The following is a 17,952-nucleotide window of genomic DNA, read 5'->3' on the forward strand; positions in this document are numbered from 1 at the left end:
CAGATATCACGGAGCAAGTGACAAGGTTCGTGGAACGACTGCTAAACACAAGACCGCGCAAGAGATTGGCATACCTAACCCCTGTGGAAGTCTTTAGAAAAAATATGCATTTGACTTAGAATTCGTGCGAGCAAGCTCAGAGCCTTTTTTGCATAATCGACTAATCCCTATTCCTCCTGATAGGGTTTTATCGGGCATAATTCAGCAATTGCAGCCTGCAGATCGGGGTATGCCCCTACCCCAACCATGGCGTTAATTAACGCGCCTCGAGCCGCCGACTTAAAAGCGGCAGGCCCTGTTTGAGCGGTGACAAAAAGCGGTAAAAATAACCACGCGAGATGTGATTTTATTGCTTTTTGGAAAAATAACGAGCGACTCAAACCTCCCGTTAAAATAACTTTTTCTATCTTTATTCCAGGCATTTCCTCGCACAACTCTCTCACTAAATAAACAAGTTCCCCTGCGATTGAGTGCTGGATGCTTGCCACCTTGGCGGCAATTGACAGTTTATTCCAACCACGCGGATAAACTTCCTTCCAACCACCATGCCCATCCTCAACCTGCTCTATTATCATCTCTCGCCATTTCTCTTGTTCAGCTTTAAGGGCGAGAGCGTTAAGATCATTCAAGCTTTTGCCCTTCCCATAGGTCTGGACGAATCTATTATACCAAATAGCGCAGTCTGGAAGCATCATAAGCAGAAGCCGCTTTTGATAATATTCAAACGCCGCTGCTTTCCCCTTTATAGGAAGAGATGGATCACAGCAGCGAACGACAGTGCCGCTGCTGCCGGCAGAGACCACGATCATTTCCTCGTCCGCCAGTCCGCACCCCACGGCGCTGGCGTGATTATCACCGAGCCCCGCAACAACCTTCCAGCCGTTTAGAAGGCGCTTGATCGGTCCCCAAAAATCCCCATATTCAAAATCAAGGACATCGCCTACAATGGTTCCACTTTGAACCACTGGAGGAAACCATGCAGGGTTTAGTCCTGCTTGTTGGAGAACTTTGTAAGCGAGAGTCTTGTCTGACTGCCGCAAAAGTCCATTGCTTAATGCATCGCTCGTGCTTAGACGATAAGCACCTGTGAGCTTTGCGGCAATATAGTCCTCCGTTGTCATTACCTTTTTGATCGAAAGGAACATCGCCGGATCCTGCTTGATTGCCCACAAATATTTCGAGAGAATAAAACGAGGATCAATCCTCCCGACCACTTGCTCAGCACCCATCCTTTGCAATTGTTTCACTTGCTCCGTTGCCGCATTGCACTGCCAGCTTAAAGCGGGCAAGCAATAACCCCCCGACAACATGATAACCATATCATGCTGTCGCCAAGATAATGACGCGGCACCATCTTTTGCAAACCCATAGCCCATGCTTTGCAGCTTCTGTAAAACTGTTAAAAACATGGTTGGTAACAGTGCTAAGTCAAAAGCTGGCTGTTCATGCCACTTCATTCCTCCCAACATAAGTGTCGTAGCGAACACCTCTTCCCCATCGACAGTTCTCCCCACCACCGACAAGGCAGTGGTACTACCGTCGAACCCCATGTACTTAATGAGCTTTTGTTCACTCATGGTCGTGCCCTTTCCTTGTTTGATGAATGTTGTGATTTAAAGGTACAATTTTGATTTTATATGATTACAAAATCTAACCACGCTAAGCCGCGGGTGTCAATTATGTTCGTGGACTTGAACATTATGTGCGCAGGACTTGGAACGTGTATACTGGAGGTATGACTATCCTCCATGCCATTATTCTCTCCCTTGTCGAAGGCATTACGGAATTCTTGCCGGTGTCCTCTCTATAATATGAAAGAATCTCTTCGGATAAAACTTGGGTTCGCTTCGTATGATTTCAGCAATTCAGGATACGTGCTTATCTTCCAAAGCCTGCTTTTCCCTATTATCTTCACAAGTGCAGGAAGCCATCTGCGAATTAATCCTGATTCAATATGGGGATGGATTGTTGCGGTATCTTCTATCCTCGCCATTCTCATCTCTCCTTTTCTTGGTAAATACGCCGACCACCGAGGAAGACCTTTCATTTTTTCTCTTTTAGTTATTGCCGCCGGCAGCATCGCGGCACTCGTATCTGCATTTCTCACGTGGCATTTATTGCTGCTTGCCATTGGCTTTGTCATATTCAATACCCTGTTTGAATTATCCCAAACAATTTATGATTCCTTTCTCAAAAGACTGAGTACCGACAATGCCACCACGACTTCGCTTTCCACATTTGCCTGGGGATTCGGATATCTAGGAGGAGCATTGTGTGCGGTGTTGTATCTGATACTAGAAAAAATAAACGTCACCCCTTCAGCCATGCTGTTCTGGTTTGCAGTTCTCTTTACTATACTTTCACTTCCTTCGCTGCGATTCTTCACCCGCCGTGATAGAGCGGTGACACCTATGCACACTTTGCCCTTGAAACAAATACTGAAGCCAACAATGCCTCTCCCATGGCGACACTTGTTGATTTATTGGATCATTGCCGACTGCGTCGCGGCAATTATGTATTTTTCTCCCTTATACATGCATAAGGAAATTGGCATGGATACTAGTACGATCGGAGCGCTATTGCTCGGTACACAAATAATAGCGTTCCCTTTAACAATAGTAGCTGGCCACGTAGCCAATAAAATAGGTGCGGTGAAAATGATACAGATGAATTTAATTATTTGGCTCTTCATATTGCTCGATTTATTCTTTGCAAAATCGCTTACTCATATACTCATCATAGTACTTCCTTTTGCATTCGTGATCGGTTCCACGCAAGCAATACTTCGCTCACATTATGCCATGCACGTAGGACCGGAAAAGGCAGCGGAAGGTTTTGGTTTTTATGCGATCGCCCAGAAATCTGCCGCAGTACTCTCGCCCGTTCTTACCTCAATTATTATCATGCTTACGGGAGAGATTCGATTTGCATTTATTGCCCTCACGATTCTCTTGGTGGCAGCCTTTTTTCTTTCAACGCATTTACCCAAAATACCAAATAACAACAGTGGCTTAGTATGACCCTCCTCCACTCCCTCATCCTCTCCCTTGTCGAAGGCATTACGGAATTTTTGCCGGTGTCTTCGACCGGGCATCTGATTGTGGCGGCAAAATTGTTAGGCTTAGAGACGACTGTATTCAACACCAGTTTTGAAATTTTTATCCAGCTCGGCGCGATTTTGGCGGTCGTGGCGCTCTATGGAAAATCGTTTCTGCGGGACCGCGCCGCATGGCAGCGGGTGGCAGCGGCGTTTGTGCCGACCGCACTCATAGGGCTTGCGCTCTTTAAGATCATTAAGGAAACACTGCTCACTGACCCGCGCATAACCGTGTGGGCGCTGGGGATTGGCGGTGTCGCGCTCATACTCTTTGAATGGTGGCATGCGCGACGACCGCAAGAAGCTCGTGCCGAAACGGTTGCACAACTAAGCTGGCAAAAGGCAATGGTGGTAGGACTATTCCAATCATTATCAATCGTGCCTGGCGTGTCGCGTGCTGCCGCGACCATCATCGGCGGACTGGTGATGGGATGGAATAGAAAAACCGCAGTTGAATTTTCATTTCTTCTTGCCGCGCCTACCATGCTTGCCGCGAGCGGATTGGATTTGTTGAAATCAGGTACTTCATTTTCAGGGCAAGAATTGTCTCTGCTTGCGGCAGGGTTTATCTGCTCGTTTAGCGTAGCCTTGGTGGTAGTCAAATGGTTCGTGCGCTTCATAGCGCGCCATACGTTTATACCCTTCGGGGTGTATCGGATTCTCGCGGCGCTCGCGTTTGTCTGGGCGATGTGGTAAGCTTGAAGTATTAGAAAATTTCTCTGGATAAGACTAATTTTAATAGTAAATAATATGGACGAAATTAGTGGTTTCGAACGAGGCGCATCGAGTGCCTGGAAAATTATTAGAGAAGAAAATAATTACTATCTCCTTTTCCCACTAGATTATCTAGCACAGTTTAGTAGTGAGCCTGAAGGTACCGATCAAGCTAATAAAGAATTTAAAAGTTTGGTGAATAGAGACCCTCCTCTAACGTGTCGAGATGCGGCTGGATACAAAATCGAAATTACGAAAGAGGAAGCAGGGGAATTATTAATAGATCATAATAATTAAGGACGCGGTTTTCGCCATTCTTATCAATCCGATATTATTTTTTACGCTCATGATGTGGCTACTACTTCTCACCTGAGTATGAATAAAAAAACGCCATACGATAGCGCATGAATTTAAAGACGAAGCCGTTGAATGTATATAAAAATTATTCGAGCGTGAGGAGTAAATACATGAGCCCCATGCCACAGAGGAACGAGAAGAGCTGAATAAACGATTTTTTTATATTTACCTCTTTGTGGAGTTCGGGGATGAGGTCCGCGGTCGCGATATAGATGAAACCCCCTGCGGTGAGCGCAAGAAGGAATGGAACGACCCCTTCAAATCGTGCGCTTGCCCATACCGCAAGCAGCGTGCCCAAGACCGCAGTAAGGGCAGAAAAAAAATTATAAAGGAGCGCTTTCCTTCTCGTAAACCCGCTATGGATAAGGATCGCAAAATCCCCTATTTCCTGCGGAATCTCATGGAAGATGACTGCGAGCGTAGTCGCAATGCCCAATTCAGCGCTCACCAGATAGGAAGAGCCAATAATCAGCCCGTCGATAAAATTGTGGAACCCGTCGCCGACCAGGTTAAGCATGCCGACCGGGTGCTTCTCTTCCTCGCTCACATGGTGATAATGGTGCCATTGGATAAACTGCTCTAAACAATAGAAAAGTACGATCGAAATAAGTAAATAGATTGATATCGTAGTACTCCATCCGTGCTCTGCTACAATTTCAGGGAGGATATGAAGGAACGCATCGCCTAAGAGCGTGCCTGCCGCAAAGCTAATGAGAATAAAAATAACTTTTTTCAAACGCTCGGTATTGACCGAGATCGCAAAGAGCCCAACAAAAGAGACAAGGCTCACCGCAAGGACGCTGACCAAGGGATAGAGAAAAGACATAGGTTATGATATATTACTGGCTCAATCAGTATAGCTCGTTACTATAATAATACAACGTCTCGTCTTGCCGGTGAGATTTATATTTTACCGGCAGTATAGTGCAATAAAACTGCTGCATAATAATGCAGGAAAAGATGAAGAAAGAAATTATTATTGGAATAATGGGTAGTATAGTAGTGCTCGCCGGAGCAGGATGCTACATAGCACAATACCAGCGCCAAATACGCTTTTATGAGCCTATATCTCACCTCGAAAAATACACCGCATCGCCGCCCTTATCACCACCATGCTCATTTTGAGCCCGTGGTTTGCCATCGCACTCACTGTTATGGCTGTGACAGGATTATATATGTACTTTTATCCGCTCGTGAGGCGAAAAAAAATCCAAGATAATACTACACCCAACCAAAACGACAACGACCAGCCATAAATCTGGCATATTGATCACCTCCGCATACAACAACGCCTCCCCAAAAGGGGAGGTGTTTTGTGGGGTGCCCGAGCGGATTTGAACCGCCTCTAGAGGCTCCACAGACCTCTGTGCTAACCATTACACCACGGGCACCATACGAATTGATATTCAATTTTTATTTAACGTTAATCTTCTTGCATAACCCCAGTCAATACCGAGCACTTTGCCTATCTTACGGTATGAATAATCTTTATTTCTTAATTCCAATGCTCTCTTTTTTCTATATTCTGCCAACTTGAGTCTCGCGTCTTGGCGGTCTACTAGTGGCTGAATTGCTTTTAATGCTTTGAAGACATGCTCCTTTTTTACATGCACAAACGGCTTTACCTGTTGGAGAAACAGTTTCACATCTTTTTGTTTAGCAATGTAAAAAAGCCAGTTATCCTTCCAATGCGCTTTCCGTTTTGTGACCACTGCAATATGACCTGTCCCAATGAAATCTTGAATTTTTTGTAACACCCTAAGATGGGTCTGTGGAATATGAATACGGAACCCTTTACCATTGTGGGTCACTGAGCCTTCTCCATCAAAAAAACCTGCTATATAATTCCAACTCATCATACAATTTAAAGTATAGAAGAATTGTGGAGTACTGTGTATGCTGATTGTATATATTTGTCCACATCTCATTATACCCCGATGAGGAATCGCCTCGTCATCCCATGGGGTCCATCTTAGACAGAAGTCTTTCTAATTATTTATTGTACGATTTTGTGTTATTCAGGATACCACGCAGGATTACTCGCGACAAATAAAGTAAATTATCCTTCCCAATAATATTGCTCTCCCGCGGAAATAAGCACCATATCTCCCTCAGTCAATTTGATTGACATACTCCCGGAAGTTATTGTTCCAGAATCCGCCATTATGTATGCAAGCTCTTGGCAGTGTTCATTTAGTGCATTACCAGATTCAGGATAATGTCCATTGATAGTGACAAGCGCACCGTTCAAATAATCATCTCCAATAGGATATTCGCGGGCTACACAATGCTCGCTGTTTTTATGCTCAATGGATTCTTGCCGTTTGAGTATTTGCATACGATTATACAAATACCCCCGCGAGGAATTGAACCTCGATCAAGGGATTAGAAATCCCCTATTCCCAGCCTGCCATCGCCTCTGCCCCCGCAAGGAATCGAACCTTGATTTAGAGCTTAGAAGGCTCCCGTTCTATCCGTTGAACTACGGAGGCTCAGGCTATGGCGGGCAGGTATCCGTTGTCCGCCTCCATTATTTTAAATAATTCTGGCGGATCCGCCGAAACTACCATGAATAAGTGGAGGCGGAAACTACGGGGGCGTAGTTGCGTACTAAACCTAAATTTCTAACGAAAAATCGTTATGAAACTCATTGAAGATACCAATTAAAATTGTTTGCGTCAATGTGACGAATGGCCACTTCCCGCCTCTTCGGCGGGTCGCCGATGAGGCGACTCCCTCGTCTTCCCATGAAACGCGTCATAGACTTCTTTCAAATGTTTATCCGTGACATGGGTGTAAATCTGCGTGGTGGTGATGGACGCGTGCCCCAAGAGCTCCTGCACAGCGCGAAGGTCTGCGCCGGACCGCAAAAGATCCGTACCGAAAGAATGGCGGAGCGTGTGGGGAGAGACGTGCTTCATAATGCCTGTCTCGCGCGCATAACGGCTGACCAAGCGCTCCACGCTGCGCGGCGTCATTCCCATGCGCTCGCCTTTTTTCTTCGCATCCGAGGTGGCGGATGCGCGGTCGTGGCGGACAAAGAGATACGAGGAAAGGTCACGGCGTTTCGTAAGGTATGCCGCGAGCGCCGTACGCGCTTCCGGCGAAAGGAACACCACGCGGAGCTTCCCGCCCTTGCCACGCACCGTGAGGTCATTGCGCCTCTCAGGGATATCCCCTTTTTTAAGCGCACACAGTTCCGATACGCGCAAACCGGTGGAAAACAGCGTCTCCAAAATCGCCTTATCGCGCACACGCACCAATTCCTGCGCCGCGCCTTGCATGGGTGCATCGAGGAATCGCGCGAGCTCTTCGCCCTCAAGAAACGATACCTGCCGCTCCGGAGTGCGCGCGAGCTCTATCTTTTCCGGGGCAAGGGTGGGCACATCCCGCCGCGCGAGATACTTTAAAAATGCGCGCAGCGCAATAAGGTGGTAATTCTGCGTCGTGCGCTTTAAAGGGGCATCCTGCCCATCGCTTAATCGATTGAGCCACAACCGGTAACGGCGGACCAGATCAAGGGTGATGTCGTATGGCTCTGGATCCTGCGCCCATGCGGCAAAACGCTTTAAATAAAAACGGTAATTTTTTACCGTCATCTTAGACCGCCCCTTCTCCACCTCAAGATCCACCATGTATTCGTCGATGTAGTGAGAGATTGTTTTCATACGGTAATTATATTATACGACACTAAATACAAAAAAAACAGTGGGCCAAGTTCTCCAGAGAATGTTATACTTATATAAACGCTATGACTGAAACTCACGCTCCCCTCTCCCATATGAGTCCTTACCAAAAAGTACGGGATTTTATTTTGTGGCCTGCCGTGCATGGCCGCATACAAACAAAAATACTGCTTATCGCGTGCGTAGTAATAGTACTCGGCGCGGGTGGCGGCGCATGGTACGCGCATGCGGCGCGCGAGCCTGCGCGCCTGCTCCAACAAGCAGGGAACAAATTCCTCGCGCTCCCCGCGTATCATTATGAAATAAACGCCATTATCCCCCTTAATATACCCACTGCCTACGGAAACGATGGGCCTGCCATCCTTGCGCTACACGTAAAAGGAGATAGGGACAGGATATATAAACGCTCCACTTCAATGTATACCTACTCAATAACCGCGCCCGAGGGAGAGGTCACTGAAGCGGGGGAAGTATCAATAAAAAGCATCGATGAAGAACGGTACCTATTATTTAAAAATGCACGCGGTACGCATACGCCTCTCCAAGCCTTTGAAGGAATGGGATGGGTCAAATTTGACGCCCGCAAGTGGTATGAGAGCGAGCAGTTCCAGACGCTTGCGCGCTCCATGAGCCTGATCAATCCTGAACAAAAATCGAATGCTACCCGCTCGCCATCGCAACAATCCACTGCAATGGCACTCACGGCGCTGCTCACCAACCCCAAAACGTATACCTTGCGCGATGCGCCTTCTTGGTGGCAGTTATATCGAAAAACATCGCCACTCTCTTATTCATTCATTATCAATACGCCAGAGCTGCGGCAGATCACCTCGCTCATCACCCGCATCATTAAAGATTCATTGCCCTTGCCCATCGGAAATAATGAAAACGCAGTTGACTATGCGGATTCCGTCACAGGTGAAGTATGGATTGACTCGCGCGCAAAGGATGTCACACAGCTGAAAATGCGGATTGAGCCGCTTCCTTCTCTGCCCTATGGCCCATTCTCCATCGGCGCCATCGATATCAAAGGCGCCTTCGCCTCTGCCGCCCAAACGCTCGCATGGGATACCCCTGTGGAATCCGTGGCATTCGAGCACATATTCACGACCCTCATGAATGAATGGTTCGCGGGCAGCTCTATTGACATCACCGCGCCAGTGCAGGAAAGTGCGCAGGACACCGACGGAGACGGGCTGATAGATTATGTGGAATTCATGCATTATCAGACAGATCACCTGAACGAAGATACTGACGGCGACGGGTATGACGACGGCACGGAAATACGAAACGGATATGATCCGCTTATTCCTTACCTTTAATACGAACCGCGTCTATTCGTTTCGTACGCCGCCTGCCGCGAACGCGAGCGAGTCAATGAACAGTCACTGCTCATAGTACGCGCTCACTTAAGGGGCATTGCAATCCTTGCGATTCAGCCCCCCTCTTGCATCTCCCCCCTGCAAAGGGGGAGACAACGATACCATGTCCTCCCCCTCTTAAAGGGGGAGGTGTGGAGGGGGTGTCATGGCCAAGTGAGCACGTACTGCTCATATACTTGCTTTCCCTGCGGTAATATGCTACATTCTTAATCGCTTATTACTAGGGCGACAAGCTGGGCGTATCGTAACAAGAGCACACGAACGACTCGGTTGCCGCGACAGAAAGGGCCACTATGCTCACGAAAAAAAAGAAGGACGCGGTGATAAAGAAATTCCGCACTCACGAACACGATACCGGCTCCCCAGAGGTGCAAATCGCGGTCCTCACGGAAGAAATGAAAGAGCTCTCTGAGCACTTGAAGCTTCACCGCCATGATTTTTCATCCCGCCGCGGCCTCTTGCGTAAGGTAAGTCTCCGGCGGCGGCTCCTCCGTTATCTCCAGCGGGAAAATGAAACACGGTATGAAGAACTCGCCAAGAAGCTGAAACTGAAACGACTCCCCGCATTTACGAAAGACGCCACCTTGAAACAGATGGACGACGAACCGTTTATCGAAACTCCCGTGGAGGCAGAGGAATCAAAGGAAGAGACGAAAGAATAGATAGGACCTCCTCCGCACGGGGGAGGTTTTCTCATAAATAATATTTTATTTCTTAACATAAGTGCCTGGCCATCAGACACCTTAGACCACGGCCTGACGCGAAGCGTCAGGAATAACAAATGTCAAAGTTCAAATATCAAATTTGAAATTTGGATTTTGTCATTTGAGCTTCCGCTCCTCAAAGAGCGGTTTATGGGGTCTAATCGCTTGACGGTCAGGGCACACGAAAGGAAATGGTATGGATCCGAAACAATATACGTTCGAGTTGGGAGGAAAGACCCTGATGGTAGAACACGGGCGTCTCGCGGGACAAGCGCATGGGGCAGTCACGGTACGGTATGGCGATACCGTCGTGCTCGCCACTGCAGTGATTTCAGACAAGGAACGGGAGAAAGTGGATTATTTTCCGCTCCTCGTGGATTATGACGAAAAGCTCTACGCAGCCGGGAAGATAAAAGGCTCCCGGTTTATTAAGCGTGAAGGCCGCCCTTCGGATGAGGCGATTCTTACCAATAGGCTGGTGGACCGCTCTATCCGCCCGCTGTTTGACGAACGGATGCGGCGCGACGTGCAAGTCTATCTCTCCACGCTGTCTTTCGACCAAGAGAACGACCCTGACATTGCGCTTCTGAACGCCGCGTCACTCGCACTCTCGCTCTCCCCCATTCCCTGGGGAGGGCTTATCGCAGGCGTGCGGGTAGGGAGAGTGAAGAATGAGTGGGTTTTGAACCCCACCTATAAAGCGCGGGAGGAAAGCGAACTTGATCTGGTCATTGCAGGCACCGACGAAAAAATAGTGATGATCGAAGCAGGCGCGAATGAAGTGCCCGAAGAGGTGATGACCGCGGCTATCGAATTCGGCTGGAAGCATTTGCGGAACCTTATGCAATTTATGCGCGAGGTGATTGAAGCGCAGGGTATGGAGAAACGGAATGATTGGATTCCCCAGGTCACCGCTGAAGAAGAGGCGCGCCACGCCGTATTGAAGGAGAAGGCAAAGAGCTTGCTTGCCGGTAAACTGGAAAAGCTATTAGCCTTATCGTCAAAAGCGGAACGCGCGGCAGAAGAAGCGCGCCTGAAACAAGAACTTGATGACGCGTTTAAGGCTGATAATGAAGTCACCAAAGAGGATCGCGCGGAGGTGGATATTATCTTCCACGAGCTATGGGCGGAAGCAGTCACCGCGCGCGTCTTTCATGACGGCACGCGGGTGGACGGACGAACCTTTGAAGAAATCCGTCCTTTGAGTATTGAGGTGGGCTTGTTGCCGCGCACGCATGGCTCTGCCCTGTTCACGCGCGGAGAAACACAGGCCCTCTCGGTCGTTACCCTCGGTTCTCCTTCCTCTGAACAAACCCTTGATACCATGGAAGAATCAGGGAAGAAACGCTACATGCACCACTACAATTTTCCGGGGTTTTCGGTAGGCGAGGTTTCACCCCTGCGAGGGGTTTCAAGGCGCGAGATCGGGCACGGCGCGCTTGCGGAAAAAGCAATTCTTCCAGTGCTTCCGAAAGATAAGGAAAAATTTCCCTATACCATCCGCGTCGTTTCAGACATCATGTCATCGAATGGCTCCTCGTCCATGGCGTCCACCTGCGGTTCGTCCCTTTCCCTTATGGATGCAGGAGTGCCGATCAGCGCGCCCGTCGCAGGCATTGCCATGGGAATCTGGACTACTCCCGACGAATCACAGTATAAAATCCTCACCGACCTCCAAGGCATTGAAGACCATGACGGCGGCATGGATTTTAAAGTGGCAGGCACCGCGAAGGGCATTACCGCGATCCAGCTTGACGTGAAAATTTCGGGATTGACGCTTCCCATGATCCAAGAAACATTCGCCCAAGCGCTTAAAGGGCGCCTTAAGATACTTGAAAAAATGAATACGGTCATTGCTGCGCCCCGGCCTGATTTGTCCCCTTATGCGCCGCGCATCTACCCCTTGCAGATCAATCCTGACAAAATCCGCGACGTGATCGGTCCCGGGGGCAAGATCATCAATGAGATCATTGCCAAGACCGGCGTACAGATCGACATCGAGGATTCAGGGCTTATTATGGTCACCGCGCTCTCGAAGGAAAGCGCGGAGAAAGCGCTTGAATGGATTAAAAATTTAACCCGCGAAGTGCAGGTGGGTGAAACATTTCAAGGCAAGGTGACGAGGATTCTCGATTTCGGCGCATTCGTGGAAGTGCTCCCTAAGCAAGAAGGTTTGGTGCATATCTCACAGCTCGCGCCGTATCGCGTAAACCAAGTGACTGATATTGTAAACATCGGCGATGTCATCCCGGTGAAGGTAATAGAAATTGACGAGATGGGAAGGATAAACCTTTCGCTCAAAGAGACTGACTTCAATTTCCCGCCGCCTCCCGCCGGAGGATTCATGGCGCCTCCTGATGACGGCTCCAGGTATATAAACCGCGGCGGCCGTCCCGGCGCCCACGGACGCGACCGTGGCCACTACGACCGCCACTAAGATTGAAGTCAATTCACCAAAAACACCCCGCATCATAGCGGGGTGTTTTGTTATTGACAATAAAATTAAGGAGACTATATTTAAAATGTTATCTGAATATATTATGTATACAAATTGTATGTATCATCATTATAAAGGCACCCAGCTCCCCCGCTCAGACGCAATACAAAAATTAGTGGTGGAAAGAATCCTCATAAATCCTCTCACTGATGACCAGCGAGAGAACTCTAAAGTATGGGAGCTTAAACATAGTAGCAGTTGTATTCAAATAGGAAGGCTTCTTGCCATAAAACGCGGGCTTAACGTTGAATTAGCAGAAATCATTTGCGCGCTTCACGATGTATATGCCATTGACACGGGGCATTATGTAGAACATGCGCAAAGGGGAGCAGAAACCGCCAAGGAGCTCCTGCATACCACGAGCCAATTCAGCGATCAAGAGATTAAGGTTATCTGCGATGCGATACAAGCCCACAGCGATAAACACCTCTATAGTGACGACCCGTATAGCGAACTGATTAAGGATGCAGATATCTTTGATTGTTCTCTTTATGAGGGCACAAAAGAATATTACGAAAAACACAAACCAATAGAGGTACTAAAACAATACTACCATCGGATCCAAAAGGTCAGAGAAGAGTTAGGGTTGCCGCCAGATACTCAATTTACTGTGAAATAATCATATGACTTCAGACATCCTCTACGCGCTTACCTCATCCCATGCGCGCGCTCGGCTGCTTGAGTATTTTGTAAATTTTCAAAGTGAGGCTCAATTCCGTGAACTCCAGCAGAAGCTTTCTATTAACCCGCGTCAGCTCACGCTGCAGCTAAAAAAACTAAAAGAGATAAGTTTAATACATGAAAGGATAGAGGGAAAAAGAAAATTCTATCGCGCAAATATACACACCTCCTATTTTTCATCTCTTCAACAATTCATCAAAAGCCTAAAAATCGATCATGGGGAATGGTTCCGCTGGGAGCGCGCGGGCACTATCCATCACCTTTATATCGTACTTGAGGCTGCGATGCGCCCGATGTATGAATATTTCAGGTTATCATGGCCTTTAACACTAATTATATTTAAAGGAGAAAACGCGCTATGGTGCAATAGAATGAAAGATTTATCAAACTTAGGCGAACAAATTATACAATGGCATCAAAAAACAAATGCTAAAAAATATCACGACGATATCCAGGCACAAACAAAAAAACTTGAACATGTATATTTTTCAATACAATCAGCCGATTTGCCCAAGTTGCCCATAAAGCAACTGGGTAACCTCTACCAAGAACTCCATGATGAATACACACGGTGGTTTGCTTTATTATGGACTACTGAACCGGTCGCTATCAGAGCGGAGGAATTGTTAAAGGTGGAATTGAAAAGCGTTTCCGAGCGCGAATTCGCGCTTTTGACTTCTACCACTCATATATCATTCACACAAGAAATTGAAGACTCGCTACAAGCTATTGTCAGCGCTCTCCGACGCACGCATGGCAGCCCACACGATCCACGTATACTCGCAATGATTGATGCATTCCAGCAAAACTATTTCTGGATGCATAACAATTATTTTGAAACCAAGGTGCTCCAAAGGGAACATATAATATTGGAAGTAAAAAAACGACTCATAACGCCAGTAAAAGAGGGAGGGTATGCCCATGTCGCGAGTGCACAAAAGCTCGCCCTTATGAATAAATTAAAACTAGGAGCTCACACAAGGGCGCTCATTGAGATAAGCGACCACTTTATTTATCTCCAAGATATCAGAAAAAAGTGGATGATGAAGGCCGCACATTATCTGGAACTCCTTTTAGCGGAGGCAGGAAGAAGGTCTCATATGAGCATCCATCACATGAGATATACCCTGCCCGATGAATTCATGCCGATACTCCACGGTCACATTCCCCATGTAAGCCACAGGATGAAAAATGCAATGCTCGTATTTGCGGAGGGCGCGCTCCATGGAAAAATATTCGCAGGGGATCAAGCGTTACGTGAAGAACAGAAATATTTCCCATCAAATAATCCAATCCCTTCTTCTCCACATGGCGTGCTCAAAGGAAGAGTTGCCTGTCAAGGGAAAGCAATAGGCACGGTTAAGGTGCTCATGAATCCAAGCGAAGCGTATAAAGTCAATCATGGAGACGTATTGGTGACCTCCATGACGTCACCAGATTTTATCACTTCAATCAGGAAGTGCGTGGCAATAGTGACCAATGAAGGAGGATTAACCTGTCATGCCGCCATAATTTCACGCGAATTGAATATCCCTTGTATCATCGGTACAAAAAATGCCACACAATTCTTGAAAGATGGAGATAAAGTGGAAGTAAACGCTGATGAAGGAATAGTCACGGTGCTAGAATAATAAGTGAGTCACGCACAAATATTTATCCTCGAAGCAATGAAGGGAATCACTTTTTCGCGATCGCGAAAAGTTGATGCCTTCCACTTTTTCTGCTACTTTGATGACATGAAAAAAATACATGCTAAAAAAATAAAAGGAGAAGAGCGTTCGCTTTCTGATCTTATCCTTAAGATATTGGAAGGGTTGGGAATGCTTGCGGTCGCGTTTATAGCGCCCAACGTAGTACAATTATTCGATTCGGCAGGCCAAGAGAGACAATTTCCGAGAAAGCAATTACGGACTGCGCTTAAACGTCTCGAAAAGAAGGGCTATATTTCATGTGCGAGCGAACACAACGCATGGGAATACCGACTCACTCGGGAAGGACAAGCAATTCTTAAAAAAAAGCATATCGACGATATAACCATAACGCGCCCATCGAAGTGGGGTGGTAAGTGGCGGGTGGTAATATTTGATATTCCCGAAAAATATAAACAAGCGCGCGATGCGCTCCGCGGAAAATTACGGCACCTTGGGTTTCATTATTTGAATTTAAGTGTATGGCTCTATCCCTATGAGTGTCAAAACGAAATCAATGCGATTGTAGAGTATTACGGGGTGGGGCCGTATGTACGGTACATGGTAGTCTATTCGTTTGATGGGATGGAAATAGTGTCGCGAAAATTTCCACACCTCAAACCTTCCTAAGAAGATACGAGTATTGGCGATGACATCAACTTGGTGCGATCGCACCAAAGTGATGTCATACATACCAAAGTATGAAACGAATGATGAAGAGGAAAACAATAAAGTCACGGATAAAAAAGTTCAGATATTCCGTTCCTGACGAGGTGCTTGACCAGCTCGTGGATCTTTTTCGGTCATGGGGAATTCGGGAAAACGACTGGATGGTGGTAACTGCAAGTGCACTACAGCGGTATGGATACCATTTTGTAGACAAGAGGAATGTGGGGGAAATCGATATTTTAATGCGACGAGATGCTATGCCGTGGGGTACAAAAAAATATGAATGGACATATGTGCCCGCTTTAGGAACATCATGGCTGAAAGAGTTCAGGAGATTCATAAAAAAAACTGGATTTACGCCCCACTTACTCGCACTTCCGTTTGGGCCATGGCGAGCACGTGACATATATCACAGCGGAAAATACTTACTGCCTACCGGGACAACAATACGAACTGCATATCCTCAAGATATAATTACTTCACGCGCACGAATTTTAATTGACCGTGTAATGGGAGCCTCCTTTTATGACCGCATACCACGTTGGCGCCGGGAAACAAAATTTTTAGAATCGATCGCACATAAAAAACATGACAAAGCAGTATTAAAAGCGTGCGAATATTTTTTTAGAATCACTAAACGCATCAGTATAAAATATGTTTCAAAGACTGAGCGTAATGAGATTAAGGGATTGGGTATTGGTAAATCGAAAGCAAGAGGCAGAGTGCGAGTGATGCGACGCATTTCTCAGTTGGGTACAATAACACAAGGGGATATTATGGTTACGGATGATACTAATCCAATATTTCTACCTGTGATGATGAAGGTGAAAGCAATCGTAACTAATCATGGAGGCTTAACGTCTCATGCCGCGACTTTGGCGCGGGAGTTTAAGATTCCAGCAGTGATCGGGACGAAAGTGGCGACAAAAGTGTTGAAAACTGGAGACCGAGTGGAAGTAAACACAAAGACGGGAGTCGTCAGAAAATTATAGATGACATCATTTTGGTGCGATTCAGCCTTCCAAAGCCACGCTCCGTCGCCGAAGCGGCTATGGCGCGTAGGAGACTTCGGCGAAGGAAGCTCGCACCAAGTTGATGTCTTATCAACACCTCTATTACTTATCTTTAATCTTATGCGAACCCGCATTGTGGTAAGCGCTCTCATTGAACAGGAAGGGAAGATACTCCTTGGCCGCAAAAAGCCGGGAGTAGGCCCCTATCCTGATACCTGGCATTTGCCGGGAGGCGGGATTGAAGAGGAGGACAAGACGCTTGAAGAAGCGCTCCAAAGAGAAGTGAGAGAAGAAACCGGCCTGGAAGTCGCGGTAAGTGATAGTATTGGATTTGATGAAGATTTGGAACCGAACAAAGAGGGAGAGGAGACGCACTATATATTTCTGGTACATAAGACGCGGGTATCAGGAGGCACGCTGAAACCTTCAAGCGACCTTGTGGCGCTCCAGTGGTTCCCCCAGAATGAACTCAAGAATCTGCCTCTCACCATGCCTTCTCAAAAGCTTTTCATAAAAATGGGCATTGTATGATACAGTGAATGTGCTATGCAGCATATATTGTCAGCAAGTCAATTTAATAGGGAAATGCTTGATGAGTATCTCAAACGTGCAGAGATAATGGAGCGCGTGGCAGCGCAGGGCGGGAGTGATGATTTGAAGGGGAAAATTTTGGCGACGCTTTTTTTCGAACCGTCCACACGCACGCGGCTTTCGTTTGAAACCGCCATACTCAAGCTTGGCGGGCAAGTAATTTCGCAAGAGAGCGCATCGGTATCAAGTTCCGCGGCAAAGGGTGAGACGATAGAGGATACAATCCGGATAGTAAATGGGTATGCGGACGCAATTGTACTACGCCATCCAGAAATGGGCACGGCAGAGCGCGCCGCGCGCGTTTCCGAAGTTCCGCTCATTAATGCGGGCGATGGGCCGGGTGAACATCCTACGCAGTCGCTTCTCGATCTCTTTACCATACAAAAAGAACTGGGGCATATTGACAATATCCATATTGCATTCGTGGGAGACCTCAAATATGGACGTACGGTCCGCTCACTCGCGCGTTTCTTGACCAATTACACGAATGTGAACATGACATTTGTGTCTCCTGTACCCTTAAGACTTGGCGATGATATCAAAAAAATCCTTGCTGAACATCGCGTATCATTCAGCGAAACTGAAAACTTAAATGAAATAATAACGAATATAGATATACTTTATATGACCCGCGTGCAACAAGAACGATTTAGCGACAAAAGCGAATATGAACGCCTGAAAAATAGCTATGTGCTCACCGCGGATCTTGTGGGAAACATGAAACAAAGCGCACGCATCCTCCATCCCCTGCCGCGCGTGAATGAAATTGCGCCCGAGGTGGATCGCGATCCCCGCGCCGCCTACTTCCGGCAGGCGAGAAACGGCCTCTATGTAAGAATGGCACTGCTGCATACCATCATTAAAGGGAAATAA

At 47.2% G+C, this 17,952-nt stretch carries 17 protein-coding genes, 2 tRNA genes and 1 pseudogene; 13 read left to right on the plus strand and 7 right to left on the minus strand.

The genetic code is table 11. The features are described 5' to 3' along the window. Positions 1 to 167: 167 nt before the first annotated feature. The gene (locus tag WC659_02040) at positions 168 to 1,577 is read right to left on the minus strand and encodes an FGGY family carbohydrate kinase (GenBank protein ID MFA4872695.1); all 1,410 of its coding nucleotides are present in this window, start codon (positions 1,575 to 1,577) and stop codon (positions 168 to 170) included. Positions 1,578 to 1,811: 234 nt separating this feature from the next. Between WC659_02040 and WC659_02045 the strand changes: the two genes are divergently transcribed. The 3 genes from WC659_02045 to WC659_02055 are packed head-to-tail and all read left to right on the plus strand — an operon-like array spanning position 1,812 to position 4,108. After that, entirely contained in the window at positions 1,812 to 3,020 is a 1,209-nt protein-coding gene (locus WC659_02045; GenBank protein MFA4872696.1) for an MFS transporter, read from the plus strand. Continuing rightward, entirely contained in the window at positions 3,017 to 3,793 is a 777-nt protein-coding gene (uppP, locus tag WC659_02050) for an undecaprenyl-diphosphatase UppP (GenBank protein MFA4872697.1), read from the plus strand. The genes WC659_02045 and uppP overlap by 4 nt, the downstream gene beginning before the upstream one ends. A 54-nt stretch (positions 3,794 to 3,847) precedes the next feature. Beyond that, on the plus strand, positions 3,848 to 4,108 hold the full coding sequence (locus WC659_02055) for a hypothetical protein (GenBank protein MFA4872698.1): 261 nt from the start codon (positions 3,848 to 3,850) through the stop codon (positions 4,106 to 4,108). 145 nt (positions 4,109 to 4,253) lie between these two features. Here the strand turns inward: WC659_02055 and WC659_02060 are convergent, their stop codons facing one another. Next, on the minus strand, positions 4,254 to 4,994 hold the full coding sequence (locus WC659_02060) for a ZIP family metal transporter (GenBank protein MFA4872699.1): 741 nt from the start codon (positions 4,992 to 4,994) through the stop codon (positions 4,254 to 4,256). Between the two features lie 286 nt (positions 4,995 to 5,280). Here WC659_02060 and WC659_02065 point away from each other — a divergent pair, with 286 nt between their 5' ends. Continuing rightward, on the plus strand, positions 5,281 to 5,424 hold the full coding sequence (locus tag WC659_02065) for a hypothetical protein (protein ID MFA4872700.1): 144 nt from the start codon (positions 5,281 to 5,283) through the stop codon (positions 5,422 to 5,424). Positions 5,425 to 5,484: 60 nt separating this feature from the next. Here the strand turns inward: WC659_02065 and WC659_02070 are convergent. The 5 genes from WC659_02070 to xerA all read right to left on the minus strand — a co-directional run bounded on the left by WC659_02070 (position 5,485) and on the right by xerA (position 7,836). Further along, positions 5,485 to 5,559, minus strand: a tRNA-His gene (locus WC659_02070). Between the two features lie 15 nt (positions 5,560 to 5,574). After that, positions 5,575 to 6,027: an LAGLIDADG family homing endonuclease gene (locus WC659_02075; GenBank protein ID MFA4872701.1), complete on the minus strand. Its 453-nt coding sequence runs from the start codon at positions 6,025 to 6,027 to the stop codon at positions 5,575 to 5,577. Between the two features lie 200 nt (positions 6,028 to 6,227). Further along, positions 6,228 to 6,506 carry a cupin domain-containing protein gene (locus WC659_02080; protein ID MFA4872702.1) on the minus strand — a complete coding sequence of 93 codons (279 nt, stop codon included), beginning with the start codon at positions 6,504 to 6,506 and terminating at the stop codon, positions 6,228 to 6,230. Positions 6,507 to 6,588: 82 nt separating this feature from the next. Next, positions 6,589 to 6,660, minus strand: a tRNA-Arg gene (locus WC659_02085). 186 nt (positions 6,661 to 6,846) lie between these two features. Beyond that, on the minus strand, positions 6,847 to 7,836 hold the full coding sequence (xerA, locus tag WC659_02090) for a site-specific tyrosine recombinase/integron integrase (protein MFA4872703.1): 990 nt from the start codon (positions 7,834 to 7,836) through the stop codon (positions 6,847 to 6,849). An 83-nt stretch (positions 7,837 to 7,919) separates the two neighbouring features. On the opposite strand from xerA, the gene WC659_02095 reads away from it, so the two are divergent. From WC659_02095 to pyrB, 9 genes and pseudogenes are all read left to right on the plus strand, one after another. Next, on the plus strand, positions 7,920 to 9,176 hold the full coding sequence (locus WC659_02095; GenBank protein MFA4872704.1) for a hypothetical protein: 1,257 nt from the start codon (positions 7,920 to 7,922) through the stop codon (positions 9,174 to 9,176). 353 nt (positions 9,177 to 9,529) lie between these two features. Then, positions 9,530 to 9,793, plus strand: a pseudogene (gene rpsO / locus WC659_02100) (30S ribosomal protein S15). 343 nt (positions 9,794 to 10,136) lie between these two features. After that, positions 10,137 to 12,377, plus strand: a complete 2,241-nt coding sequence (locus WC659_02105; protein ID MFA4872705.1) for a polyribonucleotide nucleotidyltransferase — start codon at positions 10,137 to 10,139, stop codon at positions 12,375 to 12,377. Positions 12,378 to 12,495: 118 nt separating this feature from the next. Further along, positions 12,496 to 13,056, plus strand: coding sequence for an HD domain-containing protein (locus tag WC659_02110; protein MFA4872706.1), 561 nt, complete (start codon positions 12,496 to 12,498; stop codon positions 13,054 to 13,056). A gap of 4 nt (positions 13,057 to 13,060) precedes the next feature. Continuing rightward, entirely contained in the window at positions 13,061 to 14,749 is a 1,689-nt protein-coding gene (locus tag WC659_02115; GenBank protein MFA4872707.1) for a PEP-utilizing enzyme, read from the plus strand. A 105-nt stretch (positions 14,750 to 14,854) separates the two neighbouring features. Further along, entirely contained in the window at positions 14,855 to 15,436 is a 582-nt protein-coding gene (locus WC659_02120) for a hypothetical protein (GenBank protein ID MFA4872708.1), read from the plus strand. A 71-nt stretch (positions 15,437 to 15,507) separates the two neighbouring features. After that, the gene (locus WC659_02125; protein ID MFA4872709.1) at positions 15,508 to 16,467 is read left to right on the plus strand and encodes a PEP-utilizing enzyme; all 960 of its coding nucleotides are present in this window, start codon (positions 15,508 to 15,510) and stop codon (positions 16,465 to 16,467) included. 141 nt (positions 16,468 to 16,608) lie between these two features. Then, positions 16,609 to 17,019, plus strand: a complete 411-nt coding sequence (locus WC659_02130; protein ID MFA4872710.1) for an NUDIX domain-containing protein — start codon at positions 16,609 to 16,611, stop codon at positions 17,017 to 17,019. A gap of 15 nt (positions 17,020 to 17,034) precedes the next feature. Beyond that, complete coding sequence (gene pyrB / locus WC659_02135) at positions 17,035 to 17,952, plus strand: aspartate carbamoyltransferase (GenBank protein ID MFA4872711.1); 918 nt, start codon at positions 17,035 to 17,037, stop codon at positions 17,950 to 17,952.

Source organism: Patescibacteria group bacterium (assembly GCA_041645165.1).
Lineage (GTDB): Bacteria > Patescibacteriota > Patescibacteriia > 2-02-FULL-49-11 > 2-02-FULL-49-11 > 2-02-FULL-49-11.

Coding starts and splice junctions, on each gene's coding strand:
- WC659_02095 (MFA4872704.1), top strand. CDS start 7,920: ATGACTGAAACTCACGCTCCCCTCTCCCATATGAGTCCTTACCAAAAA.
- WC659_02080 (MFA4872702.1), bottom strand. CDS start 6,506: ATGCAAATACTCAAACGGCAAGAATCCATTGAGCATAAAAACAGCGAG.
- WC659_02040 (MFA4872695.1), bottom strand. CDS start 1,577: ATGAGTGAACAAAAGCTCATTAAGTACATGGGGTTCGACGGTAGTACC.
- xerA (MFA4872703.1), bottom strand. CDS start 7,836: ATGAAAACAATCTCTCACTACATCGACGAATACATGGTGGATCTTGAG.
- WC659_02115 (MFA4872707.1), top strand. CDS start 13,061: ATGACTTCAGACATCCTCTACGCGCTTACCTCATCCCATGCGCGCGCT.
- WC659_02110 (MFA4872706.1), top strand. CDS start 12,496: ATGTATCATCATTATAAAGGCACCCAGCTCCCCCGCTCAGACGCAATA.
- uppP (MFA4872697.1), top strand. CDS start 3,017: ATGACCCTCCTCCACTCCCTCATCCTCTCCCTTGTCGAAGGCATTACG.
- WC659_02045 (MFA4872696.1), top strand. CDS start 1,812: ATGAAAGAATCTCTTCGGATAAAACTTGGGTTCGCTTCGTATGATTTC.
- WC659_02120 (MFA4872708.1), top strand. CDS start 14,855: ATGAAAAAAATACATGCTAAAAAAATAAAAGGAGAAGAGCGTTCGCTT.
- WC659_02065 (MFA4872700.1), top strand. CDS start 5,281: ATGCTCATTTTGAGCCCGTGGTTTGCCATCGCACTCACTGTTATGGCT.
- WC659_02060 (MFA4872699.1), bottom strand. CDS start 4,994: ATGTCTTTTCTCTATCCCTTGGTCAGCGTCCTTGCGGTGAGCCTTGTC.
- WC659_02105 (MFA4872705.1), top strand. CDS start 10,137: ATGGATCCGAAACAATATACGTTCGAGTTGGGAGGAAAGACCCTGATG.
- WC659_02075 (MFA4872701.1), bottom strand. CDS start 6,027: ATGATGAGTTGGAATTATATAGCAGGTTTTTTTGATGGAGAAGGCTCA.
- WC659_02130 (MFA4872710.1), top strand. CDS start 16,609: ATGCGAACCCGCATTGTGGTAAGCGCTCTCATTGAACAGGAAGGGAAG.
- WC659_02125 (MFA4872709.1), top strand. CDS start 15,508: ATGAAACGAATGATGAAGAGGAAAACAATAAAGTCACGGATAAAAAAG.
- pyrB (MFA4872711.1), top strand. CDS start 17,035: ATGCAGCATATATTGTCAGCAAGTCAATTTAATAGGGAAATGCTTGAT.
- WC659_02055 (MFA4872698.1), top strand. CDS start 3,848: ATGGACGAAATTAGTGGTTTCGAACGAGGCGCATCGAGTGCCTGGAAA.